General features: G+C 36.3%; 23 protein-coding genes. 6 read left to right on the top strand and 17 right to left on the bottom strand.

Annotation, left to right across the window (positions count from 1 at the left end):
- Positions 1-104: 104 nt before the first annotated feature.
- The 3 genes from SJY24_RS07845 to SJY24_RS07835 form a co-directional block, all read right to left on the bottom strand.
- Positions 105-1154 (bottom strand): GerMN domain-containing protein, encoded by a 1050-nt coding sequence (locus tag SJY24_RS07845; protein WP_377864315.1) that lies wholly within the window; start codon positions 1152-1154, stop codon positions 105-107.
- Positions 1155-1284: 130 nt separating this feature from the next.
- Positions 1285-2097 (bottom strand): glutamate racemase, encoded by an 813-nt coding sequence (racE, locus tag SJY24_RS07840; RefSeq protein ID WP_002015338.1) that lies wholly within the window; start codon positions 2095-2097, stop codon positions 1285-1287.
- A 355-nt stretch (positions 2098-2452) separates the two neighbouring features.
- The gene (locus SJY24_RS07835; RefSeq protein ID WP_377864314.1) at positions 2453-3778 is read right to left on the bottom strand and encodes an MFS transporter; all 1326 of its coding nucleotides are present in this window, start codon (positions 3776-3778) and stop codon (positions 2453-2455) included.
- 519 nt (positions 3779-4297) lie between these two features.
- On the opposite strand from SJY24_RS07835, the gene SJY24_RS07830 reads away from it, so the two are divergent.
- Entirely contained in the window at positions 4298-4981 is a 684-nt protein-coding gene (locus tag SJY24_RS07830) for a type 1 glutamine amidotransferase domain-containing protein (protein WP_377864313.1), read from the top strand.
- Positions 4982-5030: 49 nt separating this feature from the next.
- Here SJY24_RS07830 and SJY24_RS07825 read toward each other — a convergent pair whose 3' ends face one another.
- The 5 genes from SJY24_RS07825 to SJY24_RS07805 form a co-directional block, all read right to left on the bottom strand.
- Entirely contained in the window at positions 5031-5669 is a 639-nt protein-coding gene (locus SJY24_RS07825; protein WP_001233016.1) for a TetR/AcrR family transcriptional regulator, read from the bottom strand.
- A 115-nt stretch (positions 5670-5784) separates the two neighbouring features.
- Positions 5785-6495: a type 1 glutamine amidotransferase domain-containing protein gene (locus SJY24_RS07820; protein ID WP_377864312.1), complete on the bottom strand. Its 711-nt coding sequence runs from the start codon at positions 6493-6495 to the stop codon at positions 5785-5787.
- 107 nt (positions 6496-6602) lie between these two features.
- Complete coding sequence (gene gerE / locus SJY24_RS07815; RefSeq protein ID WP_000659484.1) at positions 6603-6827, bottom strand: spore germination transcription factor GerE; 225 nt, start codon at positions 6825-6827, stop codon at positions 6603-6605.
- Positions 6828-6992: 165 nt separating this feature from the next.
- Positions 6993-8288, bottom strand: coding sequence for a purine/pyrimidine permease (locus SJY24_RS07810; protein ID WP_377864311.1), 1296 nt, complete (start codon positions 8286-8288; stop codon positions 6993-6995).
- A gap of 98 nt (positions 8289-8386) precedes the next feature.
- Complete coding sequence (locus tag SJY24_RS07805; RefSeq protein WP_377864310.1) at positions 8387-9628, bottom strand: amidohydrolase family protein; 1242 nt, start codon at positions 9626-9628, stop codon at positions 8387-8389.
- A 332-nt stretch (positions 9629-9960) separates the two neighbouring features.
- Here SJY24_RS07805 and SJY24_RS07800 point away from each other — a divergent pair, with 332 nt between their 5' ends.
- Positions 9961-10146, top strand: coding sequence for a PspC domain-containing protein (locus tag SJY24_RS07800; protein WP_000044335.1), 186 nt, complete (start codon positions 9961-9963; stop codon positions 10144-10146).
- 68 nt (positions 10147-10214) lie between these two features.
- Here the strand turns inward: SJY24_RS07800 and SJY24_RS07795 are convergent, their stop codons facing one another.
- On the bottom strand, positions 10215-10787 hold the full coding sequence (locus SJY24_RS07795) for a helix-turn-helix domain-containing protein (protein WP_377864309.1): 573 nt from the start codon (positions 10785-10787) through the stop codon (positions 10215-10217).
- A 101-nt stretch (positions 10788-10888) separates the two neighbouring features.
- Here SJY24_RS07795 and SJY24_RS07790 point away from each other — a divergent pair, with 101 nt between their 5' ends.
- On the top strand, positions 10889-11854 hold the full coding sequence (locus SJY24_RS07790; protein ID WP_377864308.1) for a DMT family transporter: 966 nt from the start codon (positions 10889-10891) through the stop codon (positions 11852-11854).
- Positions 11855-11997: 143 nt separating this feature from the next.
- Positions 11998-12663: an MIP/aquaporin family protein gene (locus SJY24_RS07785; protein WP_000913204.1), complete on the top strand. Its 666-nt coding sequence runs from the start codon at positions 11998-12000 to the stop codon at positions 12661-12663.
- Positions 12664-12722: 59 nt separating this feature from the next.
- On the opposite strand, the gene SJY24_RS07780 is transcribed toward SJY24_RS07785, so the two are convergent.
- The 3 genes from SJY24_RS07780 to SJY24_RS07770 all read right to left on the bottom strand — a co-directional run bounded on the left by SJY24_RS07780 (position 12723) and on the right by SJY24_RS07770 (position 15386).
- Positions 12723-13154 (bottom strand): Rrf2 family transcriptional regulator, encoded by a 432-nt coding sequence (locus SJY24_RS07780; RefSeq protein WP_000512998.1) that lies wholly within the window; start codon positions 13152-13154, stop codon positions 12723-12725.
- Positions 13155-13272: 118 nt separating this feature from the next.
- Entirely contained in the window at positions 13273-14499 is a 1227-nt protein-coding gene (locus tag SJY24_RS07775; RefSeq protein ID WP_377864307.1) for an ABC transporter permease, read from the bottom strand.
- 2 nt (positions 14500-14501) lie between these two features.
- Positions 14502-15386 (bottom strand): ABC transporter ATP-binding protein, encoded by an 885-nt coding sequence (locus SJY24_RS07770; protein ID WP_377864306.1) that lies wholly within the window; start codon positions 15384-15386, stop codon positions 14502-14504.
- 343 nt (positions 15387-15729) lie between these two features.
- On the opposite strand from SJY24_RS07770, the gene SJY24_RS07765 reads away from it, so the two are divergent.
- Entirely contained in the window at positions 15730-16557 is an 828-nt protein-coding gene (locus SJY24_RS07765; RefSeq protein WP_377864305.1) for a 5'-nucleotidase, lipoprotein e(P4) family, read from the top strand.
- A gap of 25 nt (positions 16558-16582) precedes the next feature.
- On the opposite strand, the gene motB is transcribed toward SJY24_RS07765, so the two are convergent.
- Complete coding sequence (gene motB, locus SJY24_RS07760) at positions 16583-17371, bottom strand: flagellar motor protein MotB (protein ID WP_377864304.1); 789 nt, start codon at positions 17369-17371, stop codon at positions 16583-16585.
- Positions 17361-18155 (bottom strand): flagellar motor stator protein MotA, encoded by a 795-nt coding sequence (gene motA, locus SJY24_RS07755; protein WP_377864303.1) that lies wholly within the window; start codon positions 18153-18155, stop codon positions 17361-17363. The genes motB and motA overlap by 11 nt, the downstream gene beginning before the upstream one ends.
- 262 nt (positions 18156-18417) lie before the next feature.
- On the opposite strand from motA, the gene SJY24_RS07750 reads away from it, so the two are divergent.
- Positions 18418-19197 (top strand): M15 family metallopeptidase, encoded by a 780-nt coding sequence (locus tag SJY24_RS07750; protein WP_377864302.1) that lies wholly within the window; start codon positions 18418-18420, stop codon positions 19195-19197.
- 39 nt (positions 19198-19236) lie between these two features.
- On the opposite strand, the gene SJY24_RS07745 is transcribed toward SJY24_RS07750, so the two are convergent.
- From SJY24_RS07745 to sdhA, 3 genes are all read right to left on the bottom strand, one after another.
- Positions 19237-19683, bottom strand: coding sequence for an acyl-CoA thioesterase (locus SJY24_RS07745; RefSeq protein ID WP_377864301.1), 447 nt, complete (start codon positions 19681-19683; stop codon positions 19237-19239).
- A gap of 93 nt (positions 19684-19776) precedes the next feature.
- A complete protein-coding gene (sdhB, locus tag SJY24_RS07740) occupies positions 19777-20538 on the bottom strand; it encodes a succinate dehydrogenase iron-sulfur subunit (protein ID WP_001291830.1) in 762 nt (253 codons plus the stop codon).
- Positions 20531-22324: a succinate dehydrogenase flavoprotein subunit gene (gene sdhA, locus SJY24_RS07735; protein ID WP_000676749.1), complete on the bottom strand. Its 1794-nt coding sequence runs from the start codon at positions 22322-22324 to the stop codon at positions 20531-20533. The genes sdhB and sdhA overlap by 8 nt, the downstream gene beginning before the upstream one ends.
- Positions 22325-22330 lie beyond the last annotated feature (6 nt).

Here is a 22330-nt window from a genome sequence, read left to right as displayed (position 1 = left end):
ATTAGTATAGCCAAATTTAAATGTACGATATGTATAACAATAAAAGAAGGGGAACTCAAAAAGCAATTCCCCTTTCTTACATAAGTATATCAAATTATTCGCGATTAAAAACTACCTGTATTCACGTTTTGTGGACGATTAACAGGTTTTGTTAGCTTTTCACCTTTCTCATCCATCAAATTCGCTTTCCCATTCACTTCAATAGAAACATTTTTCACACCTTGTTTTTCCGTTAAAGATAAGACTAACGACTTCAATACGTAATTTGAAATTACACTCTTGTCTTGGTTCGCAAATATATTTTCATTAAAGTTTAATGTAATATTTCCGTTCTCCACTTTCGGATTCGTAATAAGCTTAGCTCCTGGATTAAAATCATTTAATAGCGACCCTTGAATCGGACCTTTTACAAGCTCATCCACAATTGTCGCGTAATCATTTTCTTTTCCTTCTGCAACGCGTCTTGTTACCGGTACGTAATATTGCTGCTTATTATTATTTTGCGCCATAAAGTAAAGTGTAACCGGTTTTGTATGCGTTACATCTGCTACTTGTTCATCATCAAAGTTAATTCCATTCGCACGACTTACACCTTCACCAAGCGGTGTACCCGCAACAGGCATCTTCGCTAACTTTTCACCATTTATTTGGAACTGCACTTGTTTTATTTCTGTAAATTGAGTCAAAGTCCACGCTACTGATTCAACAATTTGACGCTCTTCTTCCTTTGAATAATTTTTCATTTCTTTAGAGAAATCAATTACTGCTGTCCCACCTTTTTTCAAATCCAAGGTCATCGTTGTATTCGCTGGCAGGACTGCTTGAAATCCATTTGGCAATAAATTTGTGACTGGTCCATCTTTCACAAGATACTCTAACGTTTGCTTTACAACCTCATTCGCTTTCGGAGTAGGCATTGCAATAGTTTGCGGTACGACATATCCATTTTTATCAACGAGGTATAACTCTCTATTTACTGTCTGCCCTTGTTTATCTTTTTTAGCTGTTTCTTTCTTTTCACCTTCTGTATACGTAACTTTTTTCGGTGGATCAATTTGTTCTGTTGCTTTCTCTTGATTTAATAAGCCACACCCTGATAATAAAATCGCACTCACAGTAGCACCAACAACCCATTTAAAAGTGGATTTAGGCATGCCATTCCCCCCTAAAATCTAAGTTTGTACTATTATGTATACGAGCTGTTTCATATTTTAGAACAAGCTATAGCTACTTACACAAAAAAAACCCCTGATTTCTCAGGAGTTCTCTTATATGAATCTACTATTATTCTGTTTCTAAATTAATATGCTTCACATTTTCAATCGGCTGACCGAACCACTTTGATGCAATTTCTTTAAACAGACCTATTTTACCAGTCGTTAAGAAGAGGTGATCACTTTGTTCCTCTCCCTCATTCAACATTTTACTATGGTATAAAATTGTACTTACCTCACGCGCTGTTTCGTCACCCGAACTAATTAATTGCACTTGATCTCCCATTACCTTTTTTATAACAGGACCTAAAATCGGATAATGTGTACACCCTAAAATAAGTGTATCAATGTCAGTACTTTTCAACGGTTGCAATGTTTCTCTTACAACTTCATACGCCATTTCACTTTCGAAATTCCCACTCTCTACAAGCTCAACGAAAGGTGGGCATGCTAAACTTTCTACCATAACACGGTTATTAATAGATTTTAGCGCCTCTTCATAGGCACCACTTTTTACTGTTCCAATCGTTCCAATAATCCCAACATGGTACGTATTTGTCACTTTTAAAGCTGTACGTGATCCTGGATGAATAACTCCAACTACTGGAATTGGCAACTGTTTCTGCATTTCTTCCAACACAACCGCAGTTGCTGTATTACACGCGATCACTAACATTTTGATATTTAAATCTAATAAATGCTCCGTCATTTCCCACGTAAATTGACGCACTTCTTCACGAGAACGCGGACCATAAGGGCAACGTGCTGTATCCCCTAAATATATAATACGCTCTTTCGGCAACTGACGAATTAATTCCTTCGCTACTGTTAAACCACCCACTCCTGAATCAATAACACCGATCGCTCTATTCAACTTAATCACCCGTTTTCTCATTCATCATCTTATTTTATCATTATATTTTACACACTTTAAGTTCGCTCACTTAAACTGCTTCTGTATGAAAATTTTCATTTGTACCTGTATAAATCAGGACCTTTTTTATTTTGCTCCTTTTTTTCATAATTTGCAAGACAGAAAAATAACCGACCTTCTATACGAAAGTCGGTTTCTTCTATATAAAGTGAGTATTTGCCCCGCTATTTGCCGGACAGTAAGACCCCCACCTCAAAATTCAGCGAAAGCAAAGAAGTTATATGGGGATCGGGCTGCCCGTAAAAGCCCTATTGGTGTGGGCTAATAATTAGTGGGGGATGCCCCCACTAATTAAAGTTTCACTTTATTGCTCCATCTTTTTTTGGAAAGAAGACATTCCTATTAATAAGAAGAAATGAGCAGAAATTAAAACGATGATTAAAATAAAATTAAAACGATAACTATTTGTAGATTCCATAACCTTGCTCGCTACAGCTGGTCCAAATGCCATACCGAAAAAGTTAATTAAATTATATAAACCAAGACCGACTCCAACTTTAGCTGGATGTAATGTTTTCGGTATAAATGTGTTTAATGATACTTGAATAGCTGAATAACTCATAAATGTTAAAATAACCGCCACTAAAATAATGAATAAGTTCCCGTTCGGAATAAGCCCTAAAATTAAAAAGCCAACGATCATAACTACAGACGCTACATAAATCATTCTTACATTCCCAAACGAAGGAACAATCTTTCCGGTCATAAAACTAGATACAATACCAAAGAGTGATGCAACAAACAATGCAATTCCGATAACGAATGGCGACAATCCGTGCCCTCTTCCTAACAGTAATGGCAATAATAATAGACTAGCACATAACGCCACATTAATTATAAACCCGACCGCTATTAAACGAAGAAATGGTTTGTTCGAAAATAACTCAATATCAATAAATGGATGCTCCGCGTTCTTCATACGAACCGTGAATAAAAATAAGAAAGCTACCGATAACACAAATAGCCAACTATTAATATTGACACCTAATAAAACAGTCGTAATGAATGCAAATAATAACGCCGCTCCAATGTAATCAAAATGAAACGCTTCATCCGTATACTGCGCTTCTTCTGGCATAAATTTTATAAGCAAGAAAATCCCAACTACTGAAATAACCATAAATAAAAATAAATATGGCCACCCTAATGTATTTGTAATAGCCCCGCCAACTAAAGGACCAATGCCTATTGCTAATGCAATAGAAGAACTAATCATCGCTAATGCACCAGGCTTCTTAGCAGGAGCAACTAATTTTGCCACTGCAATCATACTAAGCGCAATAAACGCCGCGCCCCCACTCGCCTGCACTAATCTTGCAAGAATGGTAATCGCATAAGATTGATTCATAAATCCAATAATAGAACCCGCTACAAATATGATAATTGAAATAATCAATAGTTTTTTTACGCTATAACGATCAGCCAACTTCCCATATATCATCGAACCAATACCGACAACCAAGGAATAACCTACTACAACCCAACTTACTTTCGATTGACTAATAGATAAATCATTAGCAATACCCTCTAACGCTACATTAAATAAAACCGCATTCATCGGTCCTAATAAAACGATAAAACATAATGTGAAAACAAACCATTTTGAATGGTTACTTATATCTTTCCCCATGTGTAACACCTCTCCTGATTGTAGTAACTGTAAATGAAAAATAAAGTGAAACTTTAATCAGCGGGGGCTTCATCCCCCGCTGATTATTAGTTGAACCAATCGGGCTTTTACGGGCAGCCCGATCCCCATATAACTTCTTTGCTTTCGCTGAATTCTCAGTTGAAGGATCTTGCTGCCCGGCAAATAGCGGGGTAAAGTTGTTTAGCTCCTCTATCACTACTAAACAACTTCATCAAATGTATAAAAGATGATAATTTATCGCGCGACAAACTGAATTCGAAACGAAACATGTATGTTGTTCGATATTCATGGAACTATCATAGTTTCAGCATTACAGTTTGTCAACGAAAAATATACAAAGTAAACTAGTTTAGTGTTTTTAGTTTACTTTGTTCAAAAATTGTTATACACTAATTTCGAATCCGGTATAAAGGGGACTGACATGGTTATTCAAATTTACAATTTCTAACTTAATAAAATTAAGTAAATAAAGAACTTTTATATAGAAGGGGGATTATGATGAAGAAAAAAATATTAGTTGTATTAACAAGTGTAGAAAAATATCCAAACTTAAATCGTGCTACCGGGCTTTGGCTTGGTGAAGCTGTCCATTTCGTTAAAAAAGTAGAAGAAGCTGGTTACGAAGTAGATTATGTCAGTCCACAAGGCGGCTATACACCGATTGATCCGCATAGTTTAGCAATGGCAGAGAGCATCGATTGGGAATGGTATCAAAAGAAAGAATTTATGAATCGTCTCGGTTCCACAATGAAACCGAGTGAAGTGAATCAAGAAGACTACGCTGTTATTTATTACGCGGGTGGTCACGGAGTTATTTGGGACTTCCCAGAAAACAAAGAACTTCAAAATATTAGCCGCAACATTTATGAAAATGGCGGAATTGTTTCTTCTGTTTGTCACGGAGCTGCTGGTTTATTCCATATCACATTAAGTAACGGGGACCGTTTAATTAATGATAAAAAAGTAACAGGATTCTCAAATGAAGAAGAGAAACTAGCTGAATTAGATCAATTCGTTCCATTTTTAACAGAAGATGAAATCGTTAAAAATGGGGGACTTTACGAAAAAGCTGCGCAACCTTGGGAAGCTTACGCTGTAGAAGATAATCGTGTAATTACTGGTCAAAACCCTGCTTCAGGTGATTCAGTAGCTGAATTAGTATTAAAACAGCTGCAAAAATAATATGTACTAAAAAAGCAGATTTCCCTCTAGTAAGGGAAATCTGCTTTTTTTACGAAATCATTTGTAAATTAGCTATAATTTCTTTTTCAATTTCAGAATCATCAACTGCATCTAAAAATTCCGGTTTAAACAGTTGATATTTCTTCAAATTGTAGAAATCCAGTATCGCTTGCTTTAACGTAATATCGTACTGAATGCAAAAAGTATGATCTATAATGCGTCTTAACATCACATCATCTTGCACCATAAATAGTTGCGCATTCATTTTATTAAAGTAACCTTGTTCCATACCCGACTCAAAAAACATTTGCAAATTACGATTGCGATTTTGTTGTGCAGCGACTAATTGATCCGACAAATGCGGATACGCTTCTTTCAAATCTTGTAAAAAGACATCCGAAATATACGTCACACATTTTAAAGAATGGATAAACGTCTTTTGGAAACGTTCTGTAAACGACATACTTTCATCTTGATTATCCGCATCTCCTTCAAGAAGATAGTTTATAAAATCCTCTACTACTGCCTCAATAATCTCATCTTTCGAAGAAAAACGTTTATATAAAGTAGCTTTACTAATATCCATATATTTCGCAATTTCATCTATTTTTAATTGGCTAAAACTCGTCTTTCGAATAACGGGCTTTATTTTATTAATATACGTATTTGCACACGCTACTTTTCTCATTTAAAAGAGCCTCCCCTTTTGTTCATACAAAATAGTATAGCAAATTCATGAATGTTTATAAATGAAGTTATTATACTCATTACGTCTTTTTAGTTTATTACAATTTCAATCTACGCTATACATAAAAAGTACCCGCTACCTTTGTTAGTAGCGGGTACTTTTTATGTAATTTATTTACAGCTCTTCTTATAGCTTTCCCTATTTCCATACTAGACTGCGGATTTTGCCCTGTAATTAAATGCCCATCTACTACTACATGTGGCGTGAAATTTGGAGCAACATAAAACAAAGCCCCTTCTTCTTTCAATTTACTTTCTAATAAAAACGGCACTCTCTTTTCCAAATGTACAGCTTTTTCTTCATCGTTTGTATAACCTGTTATACGCTTACCAACAACAAAAAACGAGCCATCTTTATTTTTCACACCGACCAAAGAACTTACTCCGTGACAAACAGCCGCTACAATCCGGTTATTGTTGTACATGTTCTCAATCAAATTCGCTACATATGGATTACCTGGAAAATCCACAATAGCCCCGTGTCCACCACCAAATAAAACTGCATCATAATCTAAAAAATGAGCCTTCGAAATCGACTTCGTATTTTGCAACAAAGAAGCGACATGCTTAAATTCACGAGGTATACCATTGGGAATCGATACTCTATCAATAGGCACCCCTCCACCTTCTATAGATACAAGATCAACATCGAACTTAGCCTTTTTAAATAAATTATACGGAGCTGCGAGCTCTTCCAGCCACAGACCAGTCGGGTGTCCATTCATATCATGAACACTTGTTGAAACTAACAATATCCTTTTCAACATATCCCCTCCTTACTACCTATTTATGTATGAAACATTCTTATCATTCATATAGCACGTGAAACAGACAGAAAAATAGCCGACTCTTCATATAAAAGTCGGCTTTCTTTTTATAGCTCGAGCTCTCCCATACGAAGAAGCTCAACAACTGCTTGTGAACGTCCTTTAACCCCTAGCTTTTGCATTGCGTTTGAGATGTGATTGCGTACTGTTTTTTCACTTATAAAAAGTTCACCTGCAATTTCCTTCGTTGTTTTATCTTGAACGAGTAATTCAAATACTTCTCTTTCTCTCTTTGTGAGTAACGGTTTAGATTGATACGCTTTTTCCTTCAACTGGTATAACCCTCCTTGCTTAAGCCAGAGCTGTATATGTGTAAGTTGGGTGTTTATTTAGTCAAGATATTGTATGAACGAAATGTGCAGGTGGTGAATGAAAATGGGCTTTATTTCCTATGTTATTTTAGACTTTTATACAGTGCGTACACTCTTTTTATCCACTTACTTTCCAGTACGCCATATTTGTTCTAGCAATATACTTACAACAGTACCTACAAACAAACCATTACCGAATACATATTGCATAACAGAAGGCAATGATTGAAGTGCTCCAGACGGTAAAAACATAACGCCGCAGCCAAACAATACCGCGACTCCTAAGATCGTTACATTCCGTTCGCTAAGTGGCACTTGTTTTATATTATGGAATCCAATTCCAATGAGTTGCACGAACGAAGCCATTAAAACCGCAGATGCGACCGCGGATGGCAGAGAGGCTAAGTAACGAATAATACTTGGAAATAGCGACATAACGACTAATAGTACACAGGCCAATAAGAATGAACGTATATACTTTTGATTTGTTAAACGTATGAAACCTGCCGTTGCTGGTAATGGAACGACACCTACTGTTGAAAATAAAGAAGAAATCATATGCGAAATCCCTCCAACCCACGTACCATTTCTCAGCTGTTTTTGTTCAATAGCCGCTTTATGAATCGTAGCTTGATTGATCGCTATAATAGCTGCCACTGTATTTGAAACTAAAATACATACCATAACGAAACTTGATACAGCCATACCTGTATTCCATTTTGGAAGTCCCCAAGCAAATATATGTGGAAATTGTACAAAATGAGTTACTTGAGACGGAATCGTCACTTTCCCTGCGATCAGAAAAATAATCCAACCGCTAATCAATCCTATTAAAACCGCATAACTTTTAACAAAACCTTTTCCAAAATTAGAGAGTATAACTACGAACAAAAATATGCCAAAAGCGATCAATGCTGTAAATCCATCAATTTGAGAAACAGTAGCTGTAATTCCTAACATCCCTTTTAAAAACACACCACTTAATTGCAAACATAATAGAAGCAAGAACGTCCCTGTAACGAGCGGCGTAAATAAAAATAAAATACGTCCGATAAAGCCAGTGACTCCTAATCCTATTAAAACAACACCGGAAATGATCATTCCTAATTCTAAAATTTGCAACGTACTATGTAATTGATCTTGCCCGACAGTTGCGTAAGCAAGTACGGTAAACACCCCAACCCAAGATCCAGCTGGTCCATCCGCAATTGGCAGTTTATGTCCAATCCAACCTTGTAAAAAAGAAGATATACCAACTACAAAAAATGTACGCTGCATTAAATAAAATATTTCTTCCGTCGTAAGATGAAATAATCCGCCAACGACAATTGGTAGTGCGATTGAATTTGCTAATAAAAAAATAAACCATTGCAAAGTTCCCATAATATGATTTTGGTTATGTTGATTGTCCAAAATTTTCATCCCTTCTAGCTTTCCTATAAAAAATATATTGTAAGAATAAAAAAGAAGAGTTCTATACCCACCATTAGAACCCTCCTCAAGGCATTTAAACGATTCTTCTACACAAGATTATTCAATTCCACCTCATTTAAACCTCCAACAACAATATTCCCTTTATGCACGACTAAACGCTTCTCTGTTTGACGCGCTATCGCTTCAGCTGTACATGTTGCATTCGTCAAAATAAAACTCGCTTCATCTCCTACATTCGGCCATGCTCGTTTCCCTTCATTGTTTAACGTTTCTTTTCCTCCCGTAATAAAGCGAAGGGCTTTTCCTAAAGACCTTTCGTCACTCCATCCAAAACGTTCCGCTAATCGATTTGCCTTTTGCAGCATATCACCTGTGCCAAACGGTGACCAATGATCAGTAATACTATCATTTCTTAATGAAACTTTCACACCTTTTTTATCTAATAACGGAATTGGGATTACTTGTTTCCCAATTGGCACCGTTGAAGTAATATCAATGTTTAAAGCAGCTAGTCTTTCCGCCACTTCTTCAACTTCTTTATCCGTAACACCACCAAGTCCAAGTGCATGACTAATTGTTACGCGACCTTGCCATCCCGCTTCTTCTGTTAAACTTGCCAATCGCTTCATCGTAAACGTCCCAAGATTATTCGCATCATGCATATGAATATCAACATCTGCATTAAATTCTACTGCAATATCCATAATTGTATGTAATGATTTTTCGATATCATTATCCACTGTAGCTGGATCCACTCCACCGACTAGATGCGCACCCATACGCATCGCATCTTTCACAAGTTGCACAGAATTACTGCGCAATAATCCATGTTGCGGAAAAGCAACGATTCTACCAGAAACCTGATTTTTATATGTTTCCAGCGCCGCTAACGTCGCCTCCAAATTACGAAGTCCAATAATCGGATCAACATTACAATGCGTTCTAATATTCGTTGCACCATTTCGAAGCAATAACGCTAACATATTTTCCGCCCTATCTTGAGCAGTTGCTAATTGCTTTGGCAAAATCTTCTCTTCCTCATTAAAACGTGTAAAAATACTTTCTGCTGGCATACAAGCTTTCCAAGGCCCACTATAATACGTTTTATCAATATGAATGTGCATCTCTTCGAAAGAAGGCAAAATTAATAAGCGATTGGCATCAAGAGTTACTATCCCTTCCTCTTGAACAATCCCTTCTATAATTTTTTTAATTCGTCCATCTTCAATAAGTAAACTACATAATTCTGTTTCTGTTCGTGAAATTTTCCCTTCTTCATATGCATACCTTGATTCAACCATTACATTAGTCAACCAATATACTGTCATCTCTATTTCCCCACCCTTTATTAAAAGTTACCTCTTATTATAATTTTAATATCAACTGAAAATTAAGACAATTAATACGACTGTTTCCTAAAAAAAATGTAATACAACCTCATAGTCTTCTCATAAATTTCTATATAGAATAGAAGTATATAGCTTGCTATAAAGTGAAACTTTGATCAGTGGGGGTTTTATTCATCCCCCACTGATCATTAGTTGAACCAATCGGGCTTTTACGGGCAGTTAATCCCCACCTAACTTCTTTGCTTTCGCTGAATTTTTGGGTGGGGGTCTTACTGCCCGTTAAAGCGGGATAAAAAGGAGTGGATTGGAAGATGTCAAAAAGATTATGTAAATCCGAAACTGATAAAATGCTATTTGGTATATGCGGTGGTTTAGGGGAATATTTTGATATTAGCTCTACTCTCATTCGCATACTTTGGGTCATTGCTATTTTATGTTTTGGGACGGGGTTTTTAGTTTATTTTATTTGTTTATTACTTATGCCACGCTCTTACTAATAACATTCTTTCATCTATTTGAGCATAGCGTATAAAAAATCCCTATAGATTTTTCTATAGGGATTTTTTCATGAAGAATATTTCATCGTTAAATGTAATACCGCTACTTCATCTTCTTCATTTCTATAACTATGTTTTTTATTCGCTTCAAATTGAATAGAGTCAAACTCATTTAATTCGTATACATCGTTCTCAACTTGAATCGATACTTTCCCTTTCATTACCGTTACAAGCTCAATAGCACCTTCATGATGAGCTTCTGGCTCATATATACTATTCGACCTTAAACAAGCACGGTGCATTTCCATCCCCGTTTCTTTCGTGTAACGGAACATCGTTTCTAAGTGCCATGCTTGTCCTACATCTACTGCAAACCCTTCTCCGCAGCGCGCAACAGCTACTGGTTCTCCAACAACCATTAATCTTGATAAAGGAATCGATAACCCTTTCGTTATTTTCCAAATGACAGCTAACGTCGGATTCGTTTCGCCCCTTTCAATCTTTCCTAATGTTAATTTACTAACCCCTGTTTTTTGGGCTAATTCTTCTAAACTTAATTTTTTCTCATTTCGAATTTGTCTTAATAGCTGACCTACTTGCTGAATTACTTCTTTCGTTTGCATATCTTCATTTTCTTTCATATATAAAAACCACCTTAAGATATAAAATAGTTTACTTTTATTAACTTTAAGTATATTATACTATACATAAATACTCAATTCCGAAAGGAGTGCCATACTTCATGCGCGCAATATTACTAGGTCTTTTATCATCGGCCTTTTTTTCTGCAACCTTTATTATTAACAGAGCAATGAATGTATCTGGAACAAGCTGGGCTTGGACAGCTTCCTTCCGTTTTTTATTTGCTCTCCCTATTTTATTCCTTATCGTTTTATTTCGCAAAAACTTAAGGGGGTTATGGGTAGAGTTAAAGAAACATCCATTTACATGGATCGGATGGGGTTCCGTTGCAGGTATTGGCTTCTATTCTTTATTAAGTTTTGCAGCTGTCTTTTCTCCAGCTTGGCTCGTTGCTGGAACTTGGCAAGTTACGATATTAGCAGGTTTACTACTATCACCATTATTTTTTGTTAAAATAGAAACGAAATCAGGTACAAAACTTGTACGTGGAAAAATTCCACTTCGCAGTTTATATGTAGCATTATTTATTTTACTTGGTGTAATTTGTATGCAAGCGACTGCAGCAGGTCATATTACGATGACTCAGTTCATTTCAGGATTTTTACCTGTCGTGGTAGCCGCTTTCTTATATCCGTTCGGCAACCGCAAAATGATGGAACTTGTTGGCGGACGTCTTGATACATTCCAACGTGTATTAGGAATGGCAATTGGAAGTCTTCCTATTACAATTCTCCTTGGGATATACGGATTTTCCACTACTGGTATTCCATCATCAACTCAAATGCTTCAAGGATTTTTGTTAGCACTATGTTCTGGAGTTATTGCAACGATGACATTTTTCTTTGCTACTGACTTAGCAAAAGATAACCTCGCTCTACTCGGAGCTGTTGAAGCAACACAAGCTGGAACGATGGTCTTTACCGTGCTAGGCGAAATTGTTTTCTTGAATGGTTCATTCCCTGGTGGCCTTTCCTTACTCGGAATGATTATTATTATGTTAGGAATGGTTGCAAATAGCATTTTAAACCGTTCTGTTCCAGTCGTTAAACAGAAAAAAACAGCATAAAAAAGAGTATGGTTCTATAACAAAGAACCATACTCTTTCTTTATTGTCCCCCTATTTCGCCTTATCAGAATAGTATTTCATTAGCTGTTTATACTAAAACCTATGTTATAATACGTTTCATGCGCAATATTAGGAGGTAAATTATGTTAAAAAAAGCAATCGCTGAATTTATTGGTACATTTGTACTTGTATTATTCGGAACTGGAGTAGCTGTCATTGGCGGCGGAATTGAAGGAATTGGAACATTAGGAATCGCTATGGCTTTCGGTCTATCTATTGTGGCTATGGCATATAGCATCGGAACAATTTCTGGATGTCACATTAACCCAGCAGTATCAGTAGCTATGTTCATCAACAAAAGAATGAACGCTATGGAACTTTGTTATTATGTATTAGCTCAAATTTTAGGTGGTTTATTAGGAACTGCAACGTTAGTAACAATTTTACGCTCTGCTAAAACACCTTTAGATAATTTAGGACAAAATGGTTTTGGAACTCTTGGTTTATCTGGAGCATTTCTAGTTGAATTTATTTTAACTTTCGTATTCATTTTAGTTATCGTTGCTGTAACAGGTAAAAAAGGAAGTTCTTCTCTAGCAGGATTAGTAATTGGTTTCACATTAGTTTTAGTTCACTTATTAGGAATTCCGTTAACTGGAACTTCTGTTAACCCAGCTCGTAGTATCGCACCAGCTTTATTCGCTGGCGGAGAAGCACTTTCTCAACTATGGGTATTCATCGTTGCACCAATTCTTGGTGGTATCGTAGCAGCTATTGTTGGTAAATTTATTTTAAATACTGAAAAATAGAATTTTCAATATTTCCGAATAAAAAAAGGCGAGCCCTCATTATGAGGTTGCTCGCTTTTTTACTCTTTCATTTTGGACTTTAAGTTTGTAACTAATTGATCTACCGTTACATTTGCAAGTACGTTTTCCATCGCTTCTTGCGCTTGCATTAAAATAATTTCTAATACTGATTGAATATTAGCTCCTACTGGACATTCAATGTTGGGATTCTCATGGAAGGAAAATAGTTGTCCTTCTTCTACAACTTCCACTGCTTTATATACATCAAGTAATGTAATTTCTTCTAAATCACGAGCAAGTGTCGTACCACCTTTACCAGCTTGTACATCAACAAGTCCTGCTCTCTTCAACATTCCTGTAATGCGACGAATCACAACTGGATTTGTATTCACACTACCAGCAATCCATTCAGAGGTACAGCGAGAGTTTCGATCTATAGCAAGTAATGTCAGCATATGAACACCTACTGTAAAACGACTACTAATCCCCATCTGCACACCCTCCTTTGTATTCATTCTATTAAAAGACGACTCTTATTATTATATACTATTTTTAATTTATACATAAAGAAAAAGCATGATTTCAATAGGAAATCATACTTTTCTCTCATTATTGACGCTTTATAAATTTCGCTAAATCTTTAAATTTCACTTTGTCGGAGTAATTCATTACGCCGTTTACATAGATACGACTTGTAACAGCATTTAATATACCAATTGTCGCCAATAAAACTACTAATGTTATCGTAATCTCTAACATACCTGCTTCACCGGCTACAATCCGCGAGAAGGTGACCATCGGTGTGAAAAACGGAACATACGAACTTACAACAACAATGGTACTATTCGGATCACTTAATGATTTAATACTAATGAAGAATGCAGCCATAATCAAAATCATTACCGGGAAAGATACAGCTTGTAAATCCTCTGTCTTAGACACAACAGCTCCAGCCGCAGCGTACATCATCGCATAAAGTAAATATCCCGTAATGAAATAGATAAGAAACATGCTTATAACCTTTGCATCTAATTTTGTAAAGTCAATTGGAACACCAAATAATGAGGCACTTTCTAAATCGACCCAACCTAACAAATAAGGAATAAGGTAACCACACGCCAATATTACAAGTTGCAATAACGCCGTTGAAACAACCGCTAAAATTTTCGCATACATCATCGTAAGTGGCTTTACTTTCGGAAGCATTACTTCCATTACACGTGACGCCTTTTCAGATGCAATATTCATTGCGATTGTATTTCCGAAAGCTACAATAAACATATACAAAGCAAATGTAAAGAAATACGCAATTCCGAAAGAAGATGTACGATCTTTTATCGCTTCTTGCTTCACTTGAATTTCTGCTTGTAATTGCTGCGCAATTTCTGGTGAAACATTATTTTTTGCAATCGTCACCATCGTATATTGTTGTTTTAAATAGCCTGCCATAATTGCAGAAGTTGCTTGGCTTGGAAATCCATTATACATATATGTGACCACTGGAGCCCCATCCTTTTCCGTCACATGGAATAGACCATCTAAATCGCCTTCTTCTACTTGCTTATGCAGTTTATCAAAATTATCCTTTGAACCAACCGTTATTTTTGCTGATGGCAATAGCTTATTTAGCTCTTCTTTTTGTACTTTGTATGTGGAGCTCTCTACTACAACTGCAATTTTATCTTTATCCTTATTTTTATCATCGCCTGAAGTAAAATGATTAAATGCAAAAATCCCAAACACAACTAAAAATAAAATCGCACTCGTAATTAATGACTTTTTAGATAAAAATGCTTCTTTAAAATAAAATGAAAATACATGAGAAAATTTACGCATCTTTATTTCGCCCTCTCTACAAAGATTTCGTTTAACGTCGGCTCTAACATTTTAAATTGTCGTAAGGTAACACCTTGTTCTTGCAATTGTTGCAAAATCTTTAGAGCTTCTGCATCATCTTGTACTTTCACATAAAGAAGGCCTTGTTGCTTTTCATATGAAACATGTATAGCTTCTAATCCTTTTTCATTCTCTTTTGTATCTTCGATTGTTAAATTACGAAAACCGTATTCTTTCTTAATATCACTTAACTGTCCTTCTACGACTGCTTCACCTTTTTTTAAAATACATACATGTTGGCAAAAAGCCTCTACTTGCTCCATACGGTGACTGGATAAAATAATTGTCTTTCCGCTCTGTACTTGTTCTCCAATAATACTAGCCAACATTCCAGCATTAACTGGATCAAGTCCGCTAAATGGTTCATCCAAAATAAGAAGTTCTGGATCATGAAGAAGAGCAGCAATCAATTGAATTTTTTGCTGGTTCCCTTTCGAAAGTTCTCCTGCTGTTTTGAATTTATATTCTGGGATTGCTAAGCGCTCTAACCAGTGATCAATTGCAAAATCTACTTCTTTTTTCGTCATTCCTTCTAACCTACCAAAATATCGCAACTGATCTATTACTCTACTTTTTGTATATAAACCTCTTTCTTCTGGTAAATACCCAATCGTTACCCCACTAGTCCCAAATGTTTTTCCATCCCATGTAATAGAGCCTTCATTAGGCGTTAATAATCCGAGAAGCATTTTGATTGTCGTTGTTTTCCCTGCACCATTTCGTCCAAGTAATCCTAGTACTTCACCTTTTGGTAACGAAATTTGCAAACCATTAACTGCTTTTGATTCCCCAAATAGTTTCGTTAAGTTTTGAATTTGTAAACTCAAAGTATAAAGCCTCCCCTTTAGTGTCATTCATACTCTCTTTCAAAGACTATGTTTATTCAGGATAAAATATAGCACTACGCTTCATCCTTTTAGTATGTAACATCGCCTTAATCCATCATTTGTTCTATTTAGTTAAAATTGTAAATAATATCGTTTCATTTGTCAATTATAATTGTCATTCCGACAATAAAAGTTGTCAAAATGATTTCCATCATTTTTCTCATCTTTCTAATATAAGACATACTACTATATATACAAAAGACAATATGCAAATGTTCATAAAAAAAATATTATTTTTCGATATATAATATTAAATGATTTTCTAACATCAAGGAGGATACATATGAAAATGAAGAGGGGCATTACCACTTTATTATCTGTAGCTGTTCTATCTACATCGCTTGTAGCGTGTTCAGGAACACCAGAGAAAACAGTGGCGAAAGAAGAGAAAGTAAAATTAACAGAACAGCAATTGATGGCTGATTTATGGTATCAAACAGCTGGCGAAACGAGAGCACTATACTACCAAGGATACAATATTGGTCAATTGAAGCTTGATGCGGTTCTTGCAAAAGGGACAGAAAAAAAACCTGCTATCGTACTTGATTTAGATGAAACTGTTTTAGACAACAGTCCTCATCAAGCTATGAGCGTAAAAACAGGAAAAGGCTATCCTTACAAATGGGACGATTGGATTAATAAGGCTGAAGCTGAAGCCCTTCCAGGCGCAATTGATTTCTTAAAATATACAGAGTCTAAAGGTGTAGATATTTACTACATCTCAAATCGTAAAACGAACCAACTAGATGCAACTATTAAAAACCTTGAGCGCGTAGGTGCTCCTCAAGCAACGAAAGAACATATATTACTACAAGATCCGAAAGAAAAAGGTAAAGAAAAACGCCGTGAACTCGTTTCACAAACACATGATATTGTCTTATTCTTCGGTGATAACTTATCTGATTTCACTGGTTTTGATGGAAAATCTGTAAAAGATCGCAATCAAACAGTAGAAGAATCAAAAGCTCAGTTTGGTGAGAAATTCATCATTTTCCCTAATCCAATGTATGGTGATTGGGAAGGCGCTTTATATGATTATGATTTCAAAAAATCAGATGCAGAAAAAGATAAAATTCGCCGCGACAACTTAAAATCATTTGATGCAAAATAAAAGAGGATGGCATTCGCCATCCTCTTTATTGCATATTTCTCGTTAAAGGTAAAATAAACACTTCTACACGTCTATTTTTCGCCTTTCCTTCTTGTGTATCGTTCGGAGCAATTGAACGGTATTCTCCGTAACCAATTGCACTAAATTTTTCTGGTTGTAATTCTTTATTTTGGAGTAATACCTGCATAAAATTAACTGCACGCTGCGTACTTAATTCCCAATTCGATGCAAACTGCGCATTGGCAATCGGGACATTATCCGTATGACCAGATACTGTAATTTCACGAGGTGACGCTGAAACAAGTAAGTTAGACATCTCTTTTGCAATCCCTAAAGATTCTAATTTCACATCTGCTTTCCCCGAATCAAACAGCACATTCTCTAGTATTGTCACCATTAATCCCTTTTCAGTTAATTTAGTTTGAAAAGCAGCGGATAATTGGTTCTCATTAATATATTGATCAATCTTTTTTTGTAATGCTCTTAACTCAGCCATTTCTTTTTTTTCTTCGGCTCTAGCTTCTTCTTGTTTTTTTGCTTGTTCCGCCTCAAGGCTATTTGCTGATAATTCTTTTTCATCATTTGGCTTTTGATCACTTAAAAACTCTTTATTTCCTGTTCCACCTGCTAGTTCACTGCGAAAAGCTACTGCCATCTGTTTAAATTTCGCAGCATCTATACTACTCATTGCAAATAAAACAATAAACAATGCAAACAACAGCGTTAGCATATCAGAATACGGAATTAACCACGTTTCATCAATATGTTCGTCATGCTTTTTCTTTTTACTTCTTCTATTCTTCCTACTCCGCATTTTTTTCCGCTCCTTTTTCTAGCTTTTTACGCTCAGTTGCAGAAAGCGCACCTAAAATGCGGTTTTTCATAATAAATGGATATGTACCTTCTTGTAACATTAATAAGCAATCAATAATTAAACGTTTCTTCTCTAATTCAGCGGCAGACTTTTGCTTTAATTTATTTGCAAATGGATGCCATAACACGTAACCTGAAAAGATACCGAAAATCGTTGCAATAAATGCACCTGAAATAGCATGCCCTAACTTTTCAATATCAGTTAAATTTCCAAGTGCAGCTACAAGACCAATAACAGCACCTAAAACCCCTAATGTCGGTGCATATGTACCAGCTTGAGAAAAAATTGCCGCTCCTTTTGCATGCCTTTCTTCAATTGCTTCTAATTCAGCTTCTAAAATTTGTTCTAAATCTTCTGCGGATACGCCATCAATCACAAATTTCATACCACGTAAAAGAAACTCATCTTCAATTTCATCTAATTGTTGTTCTAAAGACAAAATACCGTATTTTCTACTTTCAGATGTCCAATGAACAAATAATTCTAGCAACTGTTCATAACTTAAATCTTTTTTATTTGAACCAAAAAGAACCTTAAATAATTTTGGAACTTTTTTTAGTTGATTCATCGGAAATGCAATACATACTGCAGCAAATGTACCGACAAAAATAATTAATGCTGCGGCAGGGTTCATTAAGGACATTACGTCAGCGCCCTTGACGACCATCCCCACTACTACCGCCACTACTCCTAAAATGAGTCCAATAATTGTTGCAAAATCCATTCCCATTCACTCCTAGTCTATACAAGAAGTCCTTTATTCTCGATAATCGTTACATCTTCTTATATATATATTACATAAAAAATGAATTACATGAAAGATAAGAAATGAATTATATGAAAAAATACTACAATTTCACACATTTTCTGACATTTTCTTTGCATTTCTATTACGTTATGACTCTTATATTTCTTTTTCCATAAACTAGACTTATAATAAAAATGATACATATTTTATTAAGAAGGGACTGTGATTACAAGGCATCATGAAAAAGATAATAATTGTTTCTGCCGCTACTATTGTAATCGGTATCACATCTTTCGCTTACTTTGGTTCTAAATCACCACTACAAAACGAGGCGAAAGCTGTCGAAAGTCAAAAACATAGTAACCATCAAAAAGAAGAGATTCCTGCTTTTCCAAAAGCTAATCATAATGCAAAGAAACTAGACAATGATTTTTCAGTTGTAACAAATCCAGAGTCTGCTCTTGTCTTAGTTAATAAACATCGGAAACTACCAGATGGATACATTCCCGAAGACTTAACGAGACCAAACGTACCATTTACTAGTCCAAAAGACAAAGAAAAAACTCTACTACGCAAAGATGCTGCAGACGCGCTTGAAAATATGTTCGGATCAGCAAAGAAAGAAGGACTTGAACTTACAGCTGTATCTGGTTATCGTTCATATAAACGCCAAAAATCATTGCATGATACATACGTTAGACGTCAAGGGAAAGCTGAAGCTGATTCAGTCAGTGCAATTCCTGGAACAAGTGAACATCAAACTGGTCTAGCAATGGATATTAGCTCAAAATCTGCTAAATTCCAATTAGAACCAATCTTCGGAGAGACAGCAGAAGGAAAATGGGTTGCAGAACATGCCCATGAATTCGGATTTGTCATTCGTTATTTAGAGGATAAAACAGAGACGACAGAGTATTCATACGAACCGTGGCACTTACGCTACGTTGGTAATCCATATGCCACATACATATATAAGCATCATTTAACATTAGAAGAAGCAACGGAAGACAAAAAATAAGAGAGCGATTCGCTCTCTTATTTTTTGTCTTCTCTTCTATTATTGTAGTAATTTCTTCTTCCATTCTTCAGGCCACGGTTCGCCTCTTCCCGTTTTCTTCGATGCTTGCACCATCATACCGCGTCCAACTAAACAAACTTCCCCTTCTGCATTTTTGACCATGTAGTGTAAATCTAATGAGGAATTTCCAACCGTTCCTGCCTTTACATATACTTTCAACTGCTCATCAAAATAAATTTGTTTAATAAAATTGCATTGTAGATCTGCGACGACTATCATCGTTTCTGATGATTCATGTGTCCATTCTTGCATAAATCCGAGTTCTTTAAACAATGCGATACGTGCTTCCTCAAAATATGTAAAAGCAACGACATTATTTACATGCCCAAACATATCTACTTCACCAAAACGAACTTTGACAGGATTATAAAATGAAAAACTACTTTCCCATTGCTCAAAGTCTTCAATATAAGAAATCCTCTTCATTGTTATCTCTCCTTTTCGCCCTTAAAATAAGCAGAATAAACAGAAAAATAAAGTTATAAATATTGCCTCTTCAACATGAAGAGGCAATATTTATTAATAGTTATTGTCACTACCAAAGAAATCTTTGAACGATTGAATTGTTGTATCACGGTTTAATGCTGCAATTGAAGTTGTTAATGGAATACCTTTCGGACATGATTGCACACAGTTTTGAGAGTTACCACAGTTTGCAAGTCCTCCATCACCCATAATTGCACGTAAGCGATCTGCTTTATGCATTTCACCAGTTGGATGCGAGTTAAATAAACGCGCTTGTGAAAGTGGTGCTGGTCCAATAAAGTCAGATTTACTGTTTACATTCGGACATGACTCTAAGCAAACACCACATGTCATACATTTTGAAAGTTCATATGCCCATTGGCGCTTTTTCTCCGGCATTCTTGGTCCCGGTCCTAGGTCATACGTACCATCGATTGGAATCCAAGCTTTAACACGTTTTAACGCGTTAAACATACGGCTACGATCAACTTGTAAGTCACGTACAACTGGGAATGTCTTCATCGGCTTTAAGCGAATTGGCTGTTCTAACTGGTCAATAAGAGCTGTACATGATTGACGTGGTTTTCCGTTAATCACCATCGAACAAGCACCACATACTTCCTCTAAACAGTTCATATCCCATGCAATCGGAGTCGTTTGGTTCCCTTTTGAATCAACAGGATTACGACGAATTTCCATCAGCGCTGAAATAATATTCATATTTGGACGATACGGAATTTCAAACTCTTGGTCAAATTCTTGTGCATCTGGTCCATCTTGTCTCGTAATGATGAGGCGGATTGTTTTCTCAGACATGTTGTTTATCCCCCTTCTCTTCACCCTTAGCAGCTACATCGTGTTTTGAAGAATAGTCACGTTTACGTGGTTTAATTAATGAAACATCCACTTCTTCGTAATGGAATGCTGGTGCATTTCCTTCTCCTTCAAATTTCGCCATCGTAGTTTTTAAGAAGTTTGCATCATCACGATTTGGGAATTCTGGTTTATAATGAGCTCCGCGGCTTTCATTACGGTTATATGCCCCAATTGTAATAACACGTGCCAACTCAAACATATTTGCAAGTTGGCGTGTAAACGAAGCACCTTGGTTGCTCCATCTTGCAGTATCGTTAATGTTAATACGTTTGTAACGAGCCATTAACTCTTCAATTTTTGCATCTGTTTCTAGTAATTTTTTATTTTCACGAACTACTGTAACGTTATCTGTCATCCATTCTCCAAGCTCTTTATGAAGAACATATGCATTTTCATTACCATCAAGCGTTAAAATATTGTTAAATTTCTCTGTTTCGATTAATTCATTTTGCTCATATACAGTAGATGAAACAGCATCAGATGATTTAGAAAGACCTTTCATATACTCAATTGCGTTTGGTCCTGCTACCATACCACCGTAAATTGCTGATAATAGTGAGTTCGCACCTAGACGGTTACCACCGTGCATAGAATAATCACACTCACCTGCTGCAAATAAACCTGGAATACTTGTCATCTGCTTGTAATCAACCCATAGTCCGCCCATTGAATAGTGAACCGCTGGGAAGATTTTCATTGGTAGTTTACGAGGATCATCACCTGTAAACTTCTCATAGATTTCAATAATTCCACCAAGTTTAATATCTAGTTCTTTCGGATCTTTATGAGAAAGATCTAGATATACCATGTTTTCACCGTTAATACCTAGTTTTTGCTCTACGCAAACATCAAAGATTTCACGCGTTGCAATATCACGAGGTACAAGGTTTCCGTAAGCAGGATATTTTTCTTCTAAGAAGTACCATGGCTTACCATCTTTATATGTCCAAACACGCCCACCTTCACCACGTGCAGATTCACTCATAAGACGTAACTTATCGTCTCCAGGAATTGCCGTTGGATGGATTTGAATGAACTCACCGTTCGCATAATATGCACCTTGTTGATATACAGCAGATGCTGCTGTACCTGTATTGATAATAGAGTTAGTTGATTTTCCAAAGATGATACCAGGGCCCCCTGTTGCCATAATCACGGCATCAGCTTGGAAACTTTTAATCTCCATAGTTTGTAAGTCTTGTGCGACGATTCCTCGGCACACACCTTCATCATCAACAACAGCTCGTAAGAAATCCCAACCTTCGTATTTCGTTACAAGTCCTGCTACTTCATGACGACGTACTTGCTCATCTAATGCATATAGTAATTGTTGACCAGTTGTTGCGCCAGCAAATGCTGTACGGTGATGTTGTGTTCCACCAAAGCGACGGAAATCAAGAAGTCCTTCTTCCGTACGGTTGAACATAACACCCATGCGGTCCATTAAATGAATAATACCTGGTGCTGCTTCACACATCGCTTTAACTGGCGGTTGGTTCGCTAAGAAGTCCCCACCATAAATTGTATCGTCAAAGTGGATCCATGGAGAATCCCCTTCACCTTTTGTATTTACGGCACCGTTAATTCCACCTTGGGCACATACAGAATGTGAACGTTTTACTGGTACTAAAGAAAATAGTTCAACATTTACTCCTGCTTCTGCCGCTTTAATCGTTGCCATTAAGCCTGCCAAGCCACCGCCGACTACTATAAGTTTCCCTTTCATGCTCTC

The organism is Bacillus sp. R86525, assembly GCF_042466195.1.
In the GTDB taxonomy this organism is placed as follows: Bacteria; Bacillota; Bacilli; order Bacillales; family Bacillaceae_G; genus Bacillus_A; species Bacillus_A nitratireducens.
The sequence above is the reverse complement of the archived record's forward strand: the minus strand, read 5'-3'. Positions and strand labels throughout refer to the sequence as shown.